Below are 14141 nucleotides of genomic sequence, written 5' to 3' on the forward strand. Positions count from 1 at the left end.
TCAAAATAGCTGAAAACTCAACATTTTTCAGTCAATATATTTTATGAAGCTTTTTAAACCGTTACTAAATTAAAGCCGTTGATAAGTAAAACGAAGATTAAGACAAAGTATCAATCTGTAAATCAGCTTGCAATCAGTTATATCATTGGTTAAGATAAAAATATTCTAGAGTGTTAGCTAGTGAATGTTTATTCCCTGAGCCGATAATGCTTTACCTGGATGTGCTATCTATTGCTTCATTGTGTATGCCTGCACCGCTTGCGGTGTATCAGGAAACCTGCCGAGGCAGTGACACATCCGCCCTGAACTTCACGGTTCATGGGTCACCATTTTACGGCGGCACTCTGGTTGTTATATTCGGTCGCACCTTCTAGGTTACGCCATTAAAAGCCCCTTTGTTTATTGAACAAGGGGGCTTTTCTTATGTCTGATCGTTAACTAATCTCTTATTTACCGATTAAAAAACTATTCATCATTGGCAGACTTACTAATTTTCTTGACATCTTTTGGAATGTTTTTAGCCGTACCATCAACCGTGGTATGTTGTTTGAACACATCGCCAAATGGATTCTGTTGCTGTTGTCCAAATGGGTTTTGACTACCCATCCCACCTGCACCGCCGAATGGGTTTTGACCACCCATCCCACCGAACGGGTTTTGACCGCCCATTTGCCCACCCATCTGTTTGGCCATCATCTCCATCATTTTTTGTTGATTATTCATGACATAGTTATTGGCTACATCTTTGAGCTTCTTCTGGACAGGAGGTAGCACCACGAGCAACGCTAACACATCGCTAATAATACCTGGAATTAATAGTAAAATTCCAGCCGCCGCCATTGCCACACTTTTGAGCATCGTCGATTCTTGCGGACGCATGGCAGGGTTCATCATACCTCCTGCTTTCATCTGCTGAGCCATCGGATTAAGAGCCGACATGCCTTTACGAATAAGAGAAATACCAATGACAGCAGCGACAATAAACCACATAAACACAAGCCAGCCACTCATAAATTGAGCAAGCAAATACCATATTAGCATCTCAATAATAAACCAAACGATGGCAATACCAACTATCTGACCCATAAAGTGTCATCCTATCAAATAAAAAATTAAGCACCATAAAATTAAAATGGTTAACATGTCATGTATATGGGGATTGATTGCTATACTATCAAACTTGAGGTTGATTTTTAAGCCATAAAAAAATGAAAGCAAGACGGAATACTATGACAATTATTATAGGCATTGATCCTGGCTCACGTATGACGGGCTACGGGGTTATTCAGCAAACGGGCGACAAGCTAACTTATATTGATGCAGGTACTATCCGTACTGACACAAAAGAGATGCCTGAACGTCTTAAGCGTATCTTTAATGGTCTAACTCGTATTACCCAGTATCATCTAAAATATGCCAATGAACCTATTTATGCTGCTATTGAGCAAGTATTTATGGCAGAAAACCCCGACTCTGCGCTCAAGCTTGGGCAAGCTCGCGGCGCTGCTATTGCAGCAATGGTCGCACTGGATTTAGAAGTATCAGAATATACCGCCCGTCAAATCAAACAAGCAGTTTGCGGTTACGGTGCAGCAGCTAAAGAGCAAGTACAAGAAATGGTTTGTCGAATATTATCTTTAGATGTGGTGCCACAAGCAGATGCTGCTGACGGCCTAGCCTGTGCCATCTGCCATGCGCACTCTAGTCATTCGATGAATAAATTATTGCTCAATAGCTCTATGCGTGGACGCGGTGCTTCTAAGAAAAAGGGCCGCTGGCGTCTAACCGAAGAGGACTTGGGGAATTTGCGTTAAGCACTTGTTTGTCCTATATATGAGCGATCAAGCAACACATTGTAATATCGGTAACCATTAAACAAAAAGCACGCGCTATTATATAGGCACGTGCTTTTTATGGCCATGTTTTGCTTTTTAAGCTATTGTATTTAATTGGATACCGAACTTTCTATCACCATATCAAGCACGTAAGCATACTTTGTATCTGTGTCGCCATCCGCTACAAGCTTATAACGCTGTAAGCGCAATATTTCATCATGACCAGGGTTATGCTCATAACCCTCAATATTACCTTTGAACGCTGTCCACTCACCTTCGTCTATCTTAATACCTTGATCATCATAGGTAATAGGTTTTACTTGTAAACAACTTTGCGCCTTATCATTAGGACAAAGTTTTGTGTTTGCGTCCACTGCCCAAAATATTGTTTCACCTCTACTATTATACTTTGCTTGCGCTGTCATTCTGCCTCTCCAAACGAGAGTAGTGCTGTCGCTTGTGATTTGAGTAAGGGTTGGAGGCACCTCATTTGTCAAACTTAGCTGGCTTTCACTTTGCATTAACTCATTTAGTTTATTCTCAGCTGTATTCAAATCATTACACAGCATTTTTGTACCCATACCATCTTCAGTCATCAGTATATTATCTTGCAGCTGATAAACAGCATTAACAGTATTGCAGCCTACACTATAGCTGATGGTATTTTGTCCTTGATATTTGTTAAAGTTTAAAACAACTTGGTCGTTAATATCCATTAACGATGTTATCGGCTGGGTATCGGCATCAGTTGCAGTATCCAATGTCCAGCGGTAACGAGCAAGCTTGGCACTCATTTTTTCTTCAGCACTAAGTTTTTGAGTAGTAGGTGTTGATTGAGCATCAGTATTGATAGCCGCATTTTCTACAGTAGTATCGCTTGAATTATTATTGGTTGAAGTATTATTACAGGCAGTTAACGCTAAGCCAGATGCTAGCAAACTTGGCAGCAAAGAGAATTTTAAAATTTTACTTACCATGTTACATCTCTCTTACGACAGTTATTTAAACTTGCTTACAAGTATTCGGTTTCTTTTATCAGGTGATATGAACGATATCAAATAGTATAACTACTGTAAGAATAACTACGTTACCTTATGTAACTAAATGTTTAATTTTATTATATTCACATATAACTGTCCGTACTATTCTTCCAAATAACAATGGATAGTCAATCTCTTAACTATCCATTATTGAATGTTGTATAAAATATAGCGTTATACCGAGCTTTTTTATCTGCAATTCTTTGTAGGTTTGGCCGTTTTTTTGATATTAAAACGCTCATTCATCATTTGATAAAAGCGCGCTAAATTTTCTCCTTGCTCATTGGGATTAACCTTAAGAATCTTGCCAAAATCTAATCCTAAATATAGCACAATATCAGCAAAGCTTATTTGCTCCCCCACTAAGTACTCATGACCATCTAACGCTTTTTCAAAATAAGACAGTGCTTTGATTGCACGGTTTATAGACGGTGTTACAAACTCTGGTACTTGCTCAACGCGCTGGGCTTTAGAGGGATGACTGTGTTGAAATGCCAGCATAAGGTTGTATAAAACTTCAAACTCAGCAATACGGCGCATAGAGCAGACTTGTGCACGTTGTACCACGTCATTGCCCATCACTGAGCGCTCACCATAGACGCGATCAAGGTATTCGCAAACCGCTTGAGAATCATTAAGCACAGTACCATCATCTAGGGTTAATACTGGTACTGTTTGCATAGGATTCATTTGGGTAAAAGCGTCTGACATCTGCTCATTGGCTGCAAAGTCGATATCTACGACATTTATGTCATCCATATCATCAACGTCGATACCTTTTGAGGCTAGTAAAATAAGTGCTTTACGTGGATTAGGGGCAGTACGAGTTACATACAATGTCTTCATGGCAAACTCCGTGGAAGGGTGATCAATACTAGTTATAGCCTACTATAGTTATCATAGCAAAGCCTTATTAATACTTATCAGCATATTAGTAAAAAACCTCATAACTTTACGTTATGAGGTTTTGGGTTTTAATCTGTGATTTAACCGGACTATAGCACTTAGCTTATTTGTTTGGTGCAGGTGTGGTACGTAGATATGGCTTAATTTCAGTATGTCCTTTAGGGTAGTTGGCAGCGATATCTTCGTTTTTGACGCTTGGTGGAATAATAACGTCGTCACCATCTTGCCAGTCCACAGGCGTCGCAATATTGTATTCATCAGATAACTGTAGCGCATCGATGATTCGAACGATTTCATCAAAGTTACGACCACAGCTGGCAGGATAAGTTAGCGTCAAGCGTACTTTTTTGTTTGGATCGATAATAAAGACGCTTCTAACTGTGGCAGTATTATCAGCGTTTGGATGAATCATGTCATAAAGATTGGCGACCGTGCGATCTGAGTCCGCGATGATAGGGAAATTGACCGCCGTACCCTGAGTCTCTTCAATATCACCCACCCAGCCTTTATGATCTTCTAAACCATCAACTGACAGCGCAATGGGTTTGACGTTACGTTTTTGGAACTCTCCGCCCAGTGCTGCGGTACGTCCAAGTTCAGTCGTACAAACTGGCGTATAGTCGGCAGGATGCGAAAACAACACAACCCAGCTATCCCCTGCCCAATCATAAAAATTAATATCACCATCTGTGGTTACAGCGTCAAAATTTGGTGCAGCGTCACCTAGACGTAAATGTGCCATACTTAATTCCTTGTATTAGTAATGAGCGCTAAAGTGTCTCAAGGCGCTCTGTTATTATCATCGACGGGCGTAGTTATGAAACCATAACGTGGCTCACGTCAGTAAGCATTCTATTTTATATTAACAAACTGGTTATGAATGTCTTGTGACGGATTGTAATGCGGTTATTCCATTTTTGTTTAAGGGAATCAATATAGATTAAATCACCATTCCAGCATCCCATAAGCAAAACTCACCAAACTTACCACGTTTGCTTGTGCCGCCAGCGACACGGCCAGCATCCGTCAATACCAGATCCCCTTCTTGCTCTTGTAAATAGCCTGCTGCGATTAGCTTATCATTTAACGCTTGCGTCTTTAAACCCAGCTCTTTTGCAAGCTTTGCGGTCGTGAGTTTCGAATAATTTGGCGTTACCGCTTCTGCGCTAGACTTATCGAACGTATCGATATTAGGATTTACTGATTCTTTAGCAGGTATCGCTTTATCTTCAGACTCACTGACTTTTTCAAGCGACATACGCACTTCATCGCTAATACGAATAATACGCTGTGCTTCCTCATAAGTATCAGCATAGAGCTTAGCATCTTCATTTCGATAGATAAGCACGCCCATCTCGTTGTTGTTGACTTGGCTAAACTCATACAGGTTTAAGCTTGTGATAATGCACTCGTTTTCGTTAAGGTAGCATTTGGCATGTAAGTTTTTACAAAAGCTGGTACGAATAAAGGTCAAGTTTTTAAGCCAATTTATTTCTTCAGGGTGCAAGTCGTTTTTACCGTAAACAATTCGGATATCAATTTTTAGTCGATTACGATCTTCTAATAGCTCTTTGATACGTTCATTCAGCTTTAGATATGGGCTAATAATAACCAATCTATCCGATGCATTTTTGATCAATTCTTCCAAATGATAAGTTGTGCCACTACTGTTCAAAAATTTTGCCATTTTTTACCACCAATATCTATTATTAAAATTTATACTTATGCACAAAAAAGCCCATCTCTAGCGTACTAGAAATAGGCACAATTGCAAACTACTATTGTCGAGTTTAATATATAACGTCAATACTTTAACTTATATAATTCATTTATAAAAATTCACGGCGTAAATCTAAGGTAGACTGTTGACCTAGACCCTCGTAGTGTTGATCAAGAAAGGCTTTTGCAGATTCGCGGCCAATATCACGCAGGTGCGTTAAAAACGCCCATTCAGAATTTATTTTACTAGACGCTGACAGTGGATTGATTTGTTCGGTGGCTTCAACACGGTGTAAGAATACTTTAGAATAGCGCTCCTTATCCAAATTGTTTTCTTGTAGCTGACGGGTCACAAAATCAATCGCTCGTAACTCTCTTAACAAAGATGAATTGAACGAAATCTCATTAATACGGTTCTGTATCTCTATGGCACTTGTTGGGGTTTCGTTGCGCTCAATAGGGTTAATTTGCACAATCATAATATCTTGAGACTTGGTGGTACGAAACAAAGGATACAAAGGTGGATTACCAACATAACCACCGTCCCAATACGGTATACCATCGATTTCAACCGCTTGAAAATAAGAAGGCAGACACGCCGAAGCTAAAATCATGTCTGCGGTCAGCTCTTCACGATTGAATACTTTTATTTTGCCCGTATGCACGTTGGTTGCCGCCACAAACAGCTTTAACTTGCTACATGCTCTGACCTTTTCAAAATCGATGGTAGACTCAACCAGATCACGTAGCGGGTTGATATCCAACGGGTTGGTATCATAAGGCGAAGCAACCCGGCTAAATAAATCAAGCATTAGATACGCTGGTGAGTCGTCCACATCCCACTTGCCAGTCAAAATACTTAAGGGACTACGTTTAACGGGGTTCATCATGCCCATATAAGCCACTTGACGCCAAAACTGCTCAAGCGCCTCACGTGCGCCATCTGCACCATTATCCATATAGCCTTGAGCTAATACCGCTGCATTCATGGCTCCAGCACTTGTCCCTGTAATACCTTCTACACTGATTCGGCCATCTTCCATAAAATAGTCTAGTACGCCCCAAGTAAAGGCGCCGTGAGAACCGCCGCCCTGCAATGCTAGATTGATCGACTTTTTAGTCATAATCTCTTTATTCTCCCTTAGATATGTCGCTGAGCATGTCTATTGAATCAAACAATCAAACACATCTTACTACTGGCTTGTATCCCTAATCCAAACATCGTACTTTTGAGCTTGATAGACAATAATTAAGCTGGCTTATAACTGTCGCGTAAGCTGACGATTTGGTTAAATACAGGCTTGTCACTGGTGTGCTCCTCGCTATCGGCGATAAAGTAGCCTTCACGCTCAAACTGAAAGCGCGTGCCAGCATCAGCGTTGGCGAGCGACGGCTCAACTACAGCCGCAAGCTCAGTCAATGAATTGGGATTGAGCACTTGATGCACATCACTGGCGCTACCTGGGTCCTCGACACTAAATAACTGCTCATACATGCGTACGGTCGCAGGGACGCCAAGGCTGGCTGACACCCAATGAATCACGCCTTTGACCTTGCGGCCTTCAGGGTTATTACCCAACGTCGCCGGATCAATCGTCGCTTTTAGCTCGGTCACATTGCCAGCATCGTCAGTAATATGCTCAGTCACTGCCAGCACGTAGGTGTTGCGTAGGCGGATTTCTGGCTTTTCTGGTGACAAGCGCTTATAGCCGGCTGGCGGCTCAATCTCATAGTCGCCTCGGTCGATATAAAGGGTTTCGGTAAACGGAATCTCACGCTCGCCCATATCGATATTAGGATGTTTTGGCTGCTTTAGCCATAGAGTCTGAGCACCTTCATCCCAGCGTGCATTGACGCTGTCGGCCTTTTGTGATTCCCAGCTGCTGACCGCTTCCGCAAAGTTCGTAATCGTCACTTTTAAGGGCTTGAGCACAGCCATGCCGCGTGCGGTCGTCGTCTCTAATGACTGACGGATACTGAATTCTAATAAACGAAAATCAACAACGCTGTCGACTTTGGTCACGCCAACGCGCTCACAAAAGTCGCGCAAACCTTCTGGCGTATAACCACGGCGACGCATACCTGCAATGGTCGGCATACGTGGGTCATCCCAGCCGCTCACCACCCCTTCGTCGACCAACTGCTTGAGTTTACGCTTACTGGTCATAGTGTGATCGACATTTAAGCGGCTAAACTCATACTGATGCGGCGGTACCTCAAAGCCAATTTTTTCTACGGCCCAATCATAGAATGGACGATGGTCTTCAAATTCCAGCGTACACAATGAATGGGTGATACCTTCGAGCGCATCAGAGAGCGGATGAGCAAAATCATACATCGGATAAATGCACCATTTATCGCCGGTTTGGTGATGGGATTGATGCATGACGCGATAGATGACAGGGTCACGCATGTTCATATTGGGGCTGGCCATATCAATCTTGGCACGTAGCACCGCTTCACCTTCGGCAAACTTACCGTCTTTCATCTCATCAAAAAGCGCCAAGTTTTCTGCGACACTGGCATCACGCTGCGGCGATGGCGTGCCTGCCTCATTAAATGAGCCGCGGTTGTCGCGGATTTGTTCAGGCGACTGCAAATCCACATAAGCATCGCCCTGCTCAATGAGCTGCACTGCCCATGCATAGAGCTGATCAAAATAGCCTGAGGCGTGATGCGCCTCGCCTGCCCATTCAAACCCTAACCATCTAACATCGTTTTCGATATTGTCGATAAAGTCTTGTTTTTCTGCGGTTGGGTTGGTGTCATCAAAGCGCAAGTTACAGACACCGCCAAACTCCTCAGCTACCCCAAAGTTTAGACAAATAGATTTCACATGACCCAAGTGCAAATAGCCGTTTGGCTCAGGCGGAAAGCGCGTCACGATTTGAGGATATTTTTGCGCGTTGACGTCATCACGAATGATATTGCGAATAAAGTCGTTTTTTTGTGCATTATTGCTTGAGTGCTCACTCATTACTCATTGCTCCTAGCGCAAGTGTTCAGGATATAGCGCGTATCATCGCGCTTAAAAATGATAAATTAAAAAAGACTGATAAAAGATAACGTTGCGTTATTCTATCAGGTTTCACAAACGCATTAACAGCCTGATACATGACAGACGACAAAAAAGCCGTTAGACTAGCCATAACTTTTAGTCACCAACTTTCAACCACCACTTGACAGTGTCATTTAAGGCGCTGCAATCAAAAAGGAATATCTCATGGTAGACATGCCACCAGTAGTAGAACTTGACACCAGTATGGGTGCGATCGTCATCGAACTCAACGAAGAAAAAGCGCCAAAAACCGTAGAAAACTTTTTAAACTACGTAAAATCTGGTCATTACGATGGTACGATTTTTCATCGTATTATTGATGGCTTTATGATTCAAGGCGGCGGTATGGACGCTGAGATGAACGAAAAAGCAACCAATGCGCCAATCGAAAACGAAGCGGACAATGGTCTAAAGAACGACAAAGGCACCATCGCCATGGCGCGTACGCAAGACCCGCATTCAGCGACCAGTCAGTTTTTCGTTAACGTCAAAGACAACGATTTCTTAAACCACTCTGGCAAAAACATGCAAGGCTGGGGCTACACGGTATTTGGTAAAGTCACTAGTGGCATGGACGTCATCGAAAAAATGCGCGGCGTACCAACCGGTCGTTTTGGTATGCATGCTGATGTGCCAAAAGAGCCAGTGGTTATTAACTCTGCGACCATCGTTTCTAAATAAGTCATATAAGTAAGCTTTACTTATAGTCTGATAATAGACGACAAGGATTATGATAAATGCAAACGTTTAATCACCTGATAACGACCCGCCCTCACGAGGTGCGACAAGTATTGATCAGCGATTTGCATTTATCGCCAGAGGAGCCTGCCTTAGTGCAGGCTTTTTTAGCACTGCTCAATGACTGCCTTGCTCTACCTGTCCTCAAGCGCTTGTTTATCTTAGGCGACTGGTTTGAGGTCTGGATTGGTGATGACGCTTATTTAACGCTGTCAAATGACGCGCGCCAAAGCCATTGGCTCACCCCGCTTATCGTTAAATTAAAACAATTGCGGGTAGCAGGCTGTGAGATTTTAGTCATGCATGGCAACCGAGATTTTTTATTGGATCAGCCTTTTTGTAACCTATTCGGTGGTGAGCTGATTTATGAGCCATATACCTTAACTGTCGGACAGCAAAACTATCGTCTTGAGCATGGCGACGCGCTTTGTATTGATGATAAGAAATATCAGTTTTTTCGTAAAATCATGCGTAACCGTCTAACCCAGTGGTATCTGCTTAATAAACCCCTAGAAAAACGTTTGGCAATCGCCGATAAAATGCGCCAAAAAAGCCAGCAAAATAATGCCAATAAAGCCACTCATATTATGGATGTCAACGATGATGCGGTGATACAAGCCGTGACTAACAGCGATGCTCTACTCCATGGCCATACGCATCGTCCAGATATCCATCAAGCGACCGACACTAAAAAACGCTATGTACTGGGAGATTGGCGACTGCTAAATCAAAACACTAGTAAACCAATGGTCAGCGCAGTGATTGGTGTGGTGATCGCTAACGAACACTCAGATAGCAATAAAGCTGAATTTAAATTGGTTGAATTTAAACGACTCATGGCATGATATCTATAGTTAATTCGATATAAAAACGATACAGCGAGATGAAACGTTGTTTTCGCAGCCTCTGTCGGCGTAGGCACAGCACGTAAGAAAATCAACGTTTTATTGAGCGACTGGATAGCCATGTATCTGAGTTATCTAGATTCGACTATATGTGGACGTCTCTTATTTACGATAAAAAGGGTCCATTAAAATAACAGACCCTTTTTTGACTATGCTAAAACCACTTAACTTTATGGCATCAGTTTAAAAAAGTGCTGACGATAGTGCTTAAGCTCACGAATAGAGTCGCGAATATCGTCTAACGCTAAATGACTACCACCTTTTTCAAAATTCTTTAAGACATCAGGACGCCAGCGAAAGCATAGCTCTTTAATAGATGACACATCAAGATTGCGATAGTGGAAGAACTTTTCTAGCTCTGGCATTTGCCGCGCTAAAAAACGTCGATCTTGACAGATGGAGTTACCGCACATCGGCGACTTACCACTATCGACCCATTTATTCAAAAACTTGATGGTCTCAGCTTCAGCTTCTGCTAATGTCACGCTGCTACGACGTACACGATCAACCAAGCCTGATTGTCCATGTTGTTTGGTATTCCACTCATCCATCCCATTTAATATACGGTCAGATACCTTAATCGCAAATACTGGTCCTTCTGCCAAGACATTTAAGTCTTCGTCAGTGACAACGGTCGCAATCTCAATAATCTCATCAGTTAAGGTATTTAGACCAGTCATTTCTAAATCAATCCATACCAGCCCTTTTTTACCTTGGTTTTTAATTTTGATTTTATTGGGATGGTCATCGGTACTCATATTTTGTCCTATGGTCAATAAATTTTTAAACAATATTTAAGTAAGTTTCGTGTATAAATCATACAGCGATAATAGTATTTGATTAGTAACAGTACGCGTCTGCTGATTTAAGATATTTAAAAGGTTCAAAATATTACAAAACCCCTGTCTGCTATAAACGCTTTAGGCTGTATGTTAGCAAATTTTCACGCTACACTTAGCAATATTTTTATAATAGGTCACAAACCCATGGCACTAATCCGGCAACGCAAACTGACTAAACAACAGATTCGTCGCATCGACAAGCAGCAGCTTGAGAGTCAAGAAATCATCGATGAAAGCTTAATGGATGGTGTGGTCATGGCGCATTATGGTAAGCAACTAGAAGTACAAGTCACAAGCTTGCCTGCGATGATACCCGTGCAGCCAGAAATTGCGCCTGATGACCCTGAGCCGTTTTGGCAAGCACTTGAGATGGGCGACATCTGGCGCTGCCATGTGCGTACCAATTTACCGATGCTAGCTGCAGGCGATCATGTGCGCTGGACTGCAGATCCCAATACTGGTTTTGGCCGTATCGAGTCCGTGCAGCCACGGGCTTCTCTTGTCTCACGTCCAGACCGCTATCATAAGCTTAAACCTGTCGCTGCCAACATCGATATCTTAGCCATTGTATTTGCCCCATTGCCAGCTGCTGCGCCGACACTCATTGATCGCTACTTGGTTGTCTGTCATCACGCTGGTGTCAAACCGCTATTGGTGCTTAATAAAGCGGACCTTCTTGCCCAAGAAAATGGCGTCGATACCAATGAGTTATTGGCACAGTATGCAGCCCTTGGTTATGAAAGCGTACTGACCTCAGTTGATTGTCCCGAAAACATTGCCGATAACGATGAGCAGCAGGGTCTTGGTGAGCTAAAGCGCCACATAGACAAAAAACTGGTCATTTTCGCCGGTCAGTCTGGCGTCGGTAAAAGCAGCTTAATTAATGCATTGTTGCCTGACTCCGCGCAGAGCGTTAATATCATTTCTGAAAACTCAAAACTTGGTCAACATACCACCACCACCAGTCGTTTATTGCCATTTAATCCAGACGATCTTACTCAAGGCGGTATCGTCGACACGCCTGGCATTCGTGAATATGGTATCTGGCATTTAGATCCTGACGATATTATTTCAGGTTTTATTGAACTTGCGCCACTTGCAGGCGATTGCCAATTTCGTGACTGTCGTCACACTTATAACAGCAAAGGCTGCGCGCTATGGCAAGCGGTGGCTGATGGTAATGTGCTACAGCGCCGTGTTGAAAACCTTGTGACGTTACAAGCAGAAGCGGATACTAAGCCATACTAGTAGCCCTATTTATTGAATCAATACTATCAAAACATAGGTTGCTCCTTATACATTTACTATAGATGACCTAATCGGTATAATAGCGCCTTGTTCAAAATCATTGAGCTGTCTTCTCAGCTTAATAGAACGCTTATTTTTTGGAGGTTTGGTTTGGATCGTGCGCTTGAATTTGTGGGCAACCACCCGTTTTTATTTGGTATATTGGCCGTACTTGCCGTACTGTTTTTTACCATTGAAAACAAACGTAGCGGCAAAAAAGTGTCGCCCAATACCCTCGGCATGATGGTTAACTCTCAAAATGCGCAGCTTATTGATATTCGCGCCAAAAAGAAGTTTGCCACCGGCTATATCCAAGGCAGTCGTAATATTCCTTTTACTGAGCTCAAAGATCATTTAGATGAGATCCGCGCAATTGAACAGCCAGTGATCATCGTCTGTGATATGGGCGTACAAGCAGGCGCGGCTATCCAGATGATTGGTAAAGACAGCGTCTATCGCCTAGAAGGTGGTGTGGGTGGCTGGCAAGGAGCTGGCATGCCATTAGTAGGATTAAAAGATGCCAAACCTAAGAATAAAGGCAAAACTAAACCTAGCTTGCACAAGTAAGCTTGCTCTTGGTATGAATAAAAAGACATGACTTTTAGTTGTGTCTTTTTTTATGGGAACTTAGCTAATAAGCTTCTAACAGCGTTTTATGAGCTTTTATAACAAGCTGACTTGAATTTACTAACCCTACCCCCACTTTATAATGAGCGCAATCAAACATACATTCATTATCAGTCTATTCAGTTTAAGACAATAAAGATTTTATATAATATTTAATAATTAAGGATATCTTATGACTGCTTCAGTTAAAGTTTATACAACACCTATCTGCCCTTATTGCACAAACGCCAAACAACTATTAAAGAATAAAGGCGTTGATTATGAAGAAATCGGTATGCACGATATGAGTAGCGACGATCGCCGTGCACTGATGCAAAAAACCAATAACTATCGTACTGTGCCTCAAATTTTTGTTGGTGATACTTTTGTTGGTGGCTTTGATGAACTAAATCAGATGAATCAGCAAGGTAAGCTGGATGAGTTACTAGCAGGTTAATTTGCGATTTTAAACAGTTTATATAACGACGACAGTGATCACTTTTAGCAAATCTAGTTATAGTATTAGGTGATTGATGACAAACTATTGTTATTATTGTCCTAGCTTGTAATAATGTAGCTTGATATCACACGTTGTTATAAAAACATTTCTATCAAGACAATAACGACACATTGCATTATTTATTCGAGGAATCAACATGGCTGAAGAACAAGCACAACCGCAACTGGCATTAGAACGCATTTATGTAAAAGATATGTCTCTTGAAGTACCAGGCGCTGGAGTATTTACTAAAGAGTGGAATCCTGAGCTTGATATCAATCTATCAAGTAACGCTGAAAAGCTAGATGACGACCACTATCAAGTTATCTTGACAGTAAGCGTTACCGCTAAGAACGCTGAAGAACCAGCGTTTATTGCTGAAGTTCATCAAGCAGGTATCTTTTTATTAAAAAATATCCCTGATGATCAAATTGGACAGATTTTAGGCGCTTATTGCCCTAATGTGTTGTTCCCATATGCGCGTGAAGTCATTAGTGACATTGTTACTCGTGGTAGCTTCCCGCAGCTGTTGCTTGCACCAGTCAATTTTGATCAAGCGTACGCGCAAAGCCAACAACAAGCGCAAGTTGATGCTGAAGGTAATGCATAAATTTCAAAAAAGATTTTATATTTTTAAAAAACCATCTCCTCACTTAGGTAGATGGCTTTTTTATGGGCGGGTCTTTTTAGTATTGTATTGTTATAA

15 protein-coding genes and 1 other RNA gene are annotated in these 14141 nt (G+C 42.0%); 8 read left to right on the forward strand and 8 right to left on the reverse strand.

Annotated features, from left to right (window positions below; genetic code table 11):
• Nucleotides 1-159 precede the first annotated feature (159 nt).
• A non-coding RNA gene (ssrS, locus tag ACS8FC_RS07620) (6S RNA) lies at nucleotides 160-355 on the forward strand.
• A gap of 110 nt (nucleotides 356-465) precedes the next feature.
• Here ssrS and ACS8FC_RS07625 read toward each other — a convergent pair.
• Nucleotides 466-1086: an FxsA family protein gene (locus ACS8FC_RS07625; RefSeq protein ID WP_439261149.1), complete on the reverse strand. Its 621-nt coding sequence runs from the start codon at nucleotides 1084-1086 to the stop codon at nucleotides 466-468.
• Between the two features lie 143 nt (nucleotides 1087-1229).
• On the opposite strand from ACS8FC_RS07625, the gene ruvC reads away from it, so the two are divergent.
• Nucleotides 1230-1814: a crossover junction endodeoxyribonuclease RuvC gene (ruvC, locus tag ACS8FC_RS07630; protein WP_299219227.1), complete on the forward strand. Its 585-nt coding sequence runs from the start codon at nucleotides 1230-1232 to the stop codon at nucleotides 1812-1814.
• Between the two features lie 131 nt (nucleotides 1815-1945).
• On the opposite strand, the gene ACS8FC_RS07635 is transcribed toward ruvC, so the two are convergent.
• The 6 genes from ACS8FC_RS07635 to ACS8FC_RS07660 form a co-directional block, all read right to left on the reverse strand.
• Nucleotides 1946-2812 carry a DUF4377 domain-containing protein gene (locus tag ACS8FC_RS07635; RefSeq protein WP_439296360.1) on the reverse strand — a complete coding sequence of 289 codons (867 nt, stop codon included), beginning with the start codon at nucleotides 2810-2812 and terminating at the stop codon, nucleotides 1946-1948.
• Between the two features lie 252 nt (nucleotides 2813-3064).
• Nucleotides 3065-3721, reverse strand: coding sequence for a glutathione S-transferase family protein (locus tag ACS8FC_RS07640; protein WP_439296361.1), 657 nt, complete (start codon nucleotides 3719-3721; stop codon nucleotides 3065-3067).
• Nucleotides 3722-3884: 163 nt separating this feature from the next.
• A complete protein-coding gene (locus ACS8FC_RS07645) occupies nucleotides 3885-4523 on the reverse strand; it encodes a peroxiredoxin (RefSeq protein ID WP_439296362.1) in 639 nt (212 codons plus the stop codon).
• Nucleotides 4524-4721: 198 nt separating this feature from the next.
• Nucleotides 4722-5468, reverse strand: coding sequence for a phospholipase D family protein (locus tag ACS8FC_RS07650; RefSeq protein WP_439296363.1), 747 nt, complete (start codon nucleotides 5466-5468; stop codon nucleotides 4722-4724).
• Between the two features lie 142 nt (nucleotides 5469-5610).
• Nucleotides 5611-6624, reverse strand: a complete 1014-nt coding sequence (locus tag ACS8FC_RS07655; RefSeq protein WP_439296364.1) for a patatin-like phospholipase family protein — start codon at nucleotides 6622-6624, stop codon at nucleotides 5611-5613.
• Between the two features lie 125 nt (nucleotides 6625-6749).
• Nucleotides 6750-8477, reverse strand: coding sequence for a glutamine--tRNA ligase/YqeY domain fusion protein (locus ACS8FC_RS07660; RefSeq protein WP_439296365.1), 1728 nt, complete (start codon nucleotides 8475-8477; stop codon nucleotides 6750-6752).
• A gap of 246 nt (nucleotides 8478-8723) precedes the next feature.
• On the opposite strand from ACS8FC_RS07660, the gene ACS8FC_RS07665 reads away from it, so the two are divergent.
• Both ACS8FC_RS07665 and ACS8FC_RS07670 read left to right on the forward strand, forming a co-directional pair.
• The gene (locus ACS8FC_RS07665; protein WP_299219215.1) at nucleotides 8724-9239 is read left to right on the forward strand and encodes a peptidylprolyl isomerase; all 516 of its coding nucleotides are present in this window, start codon (nucleotides 8724-8726) and stop codon (nucleotides 9237-9239) included.
• Nucleotides 9240-9295: 56 nt separating this feature from the next.
• Nucleotides 9296-10141 carry a UDP-2,3-diacylglucosamine diphosphatase gene (locus ACS8FC_RS07670; protein WP_439296366.1) on the forward strand — a complete coding sequence of 282 codons (846 nt, stop codon included), beginning with the start codon at nucleotides 9296-9298 and terminating at the stop codon, nucleotides 10139-10141.
• Nucleotides 10142-10371: 230 nt separating this feature from the next.
• On the opposite strand, the gene orn is transcribed toward ACS8FC_RS07670, so the two are convergent.
• On the reverse strand, nucleotides 10372-10959 hold the full coding sequence (gene orn, locus ACS8FC_RS07675; RefSeq protein WP_439261162.1) for an oligoribonuclease: 588 nt from the start codon (nucleotides 10957-10959) through the stop codon (nucleotides 10372-10374).
• 228 nt (nucleotides 10960-11187) lie between these two features.
• On the opposite strand from orn, the gene rsgA reads away from it, so the two are divergent.
• The 4 genes from rsgA (at nucleotide 11188) to secB (ending at nucleotide 14045) form a co-directional block, all read left to right on the forward strand.
• Complete coding sequence (gene rsgA / locus ACS8FC_RS07680; RefSeq protein WP_439296367.1) at nucleotides 11188-12291, forward strand: ribosome small subunit-dependent GTPase A; 1104 nt, start codon at nucleotides 11188-11190, stop codon at nucleotides 12289-12291.
• Between the two features lie 150 nt (nucleotides 12292-12441).
• Entirely contained in the window at nucleotides 12442-12897 is a 456-nt protein-coding gene (locus ACS8FC_RS07685) for a rhodanese-like domain-containing protein (RefSeq protein ID WP_299219207.1), read from the forward strand.
• A gap of 232 nt (nucleotides 12898-13129) precedes the next feature.
• Entirely contained in the window at nucleotides 13130-13393 is a 264-nt protein-coding gene (gene grxC / locus ACS8FC_RS07690; RefSeq protein ID WP_299219205.1) for a glutaredoxin 3, read from the forward strand.
• 199 nt (nucleotides 13394-13592) lie between these two features.
• A complete protein-coding gene (secB, locus tag ACS8FC_RS07695) occupies nucleotides 13593-14045 on the forward strand; it encodes a protein-export chaperone SecB (protein ID WP_299219203.1) in 453 nt (150 codons plus the stop codon).
• The last annotated feature ends 96 nt before the right edge of the window (nucleotides 14046-14141 follow it).

It is taken from the genome of Psychrobacter sp. 1Y4, from assembly GCF_051847555.1.

Bases quoted from the DNA above. Each gene is read 5' to 3' on its own strand.
- ACS8FC_RS07625 (WP_439261149.1), bottom strand. From the start codon at position 1,086: ATGGGTCAGATAGTTGGTATTGCCATCGTTTGGTTTATTATTGAGATG.
- ruvC (WP_299219227.1), top strand. From the start codon at position 1,230: ATGACAATTATTATAGGCATTGATCCTGGCTCACGTATGACGGGCTAC.
- ACS8FC_RS07635 (WP_439296360.1), bottom strand. From the start codon at position 2,812: ATGGTAAGTAAAATTTTAAAATTCTCTTTGCTGCCAAGTTTGCTAGCA.
- ACS8FC_RS07640 (WP_439296361.1), bottom strand. From the start codon at position 3,721: ATGAAGACATTGTATGTAACTCGTACTGCCCCTAATCCACGTAAAGCA.
- ACS8FC_RS07645 (WP_439296362.1), bottom strand. From the start codon at position 4,523: ATGGCACATTTACGTCTAGGTGACGCTGCACCAAATTTTGACGCTGTA.
- ACS8FC_RS07650 (WP_439296363.1), bottom strand. From the start codon at position 5,468: ATGGCAAAATTTTTGAACAGTAGTGGCACAACTTATCATTTGGAAGAA.
- ACS8FC_RS07655 (WP_439296364.1), bottom strand. From the start codon at position 6,624: ATGACTAAAAAGTCGATCAATCTAGCATTGCAGGGCGGCGGTTCTCAC.
- ACS8FC_RS07660 (WP_439296365.1), bottom strand. From the start codon at position 8,477: ATGAGTGAGCACTCAAGCAATAATGCACAAAAAAACGACTTTATTCGC.
- ACS8FC_RS07665 (WP_299219215.1), top strand. From the start codon at position 8,724: ATGGTAGACATGCCACCAGTAGTAGAACTTGACACCAGTATGGGTGCG.
- ACS8FC_RS07670 (WP_439296366.1), top strand. From the start codon at position 9,296: ATGCAAACGTTTAATCACCTGATAACGACCCGCCCTCACGAGGTGCGA.
- orn (WP_439261162.1), bottom strand. From the start codon at position 10,959: ATGAGTACCGATGACCATCCCAATAAAATCAAAATTAAAAACCAAGGT.
- rsgA (WP_439296367.1), top strand. From the start codon at position 11,188: ATGGCACTAATCCGGCAACGCAAACTGACTAAACAACAGATTCGTCGC.
- grxC (WP_299219205.1), top strand. From the start codon at position 13,130: ATGACTGCTTCAGTTAAAGTTTATACAACACCTATCTGCCCTTATTGC.
- secB (WP_299219203.1), top strand. From the start codon at position 13,593: ATGGCTGAAGAACAAGCACAACCGCAACTGGCATTAGAACGCATTTAT.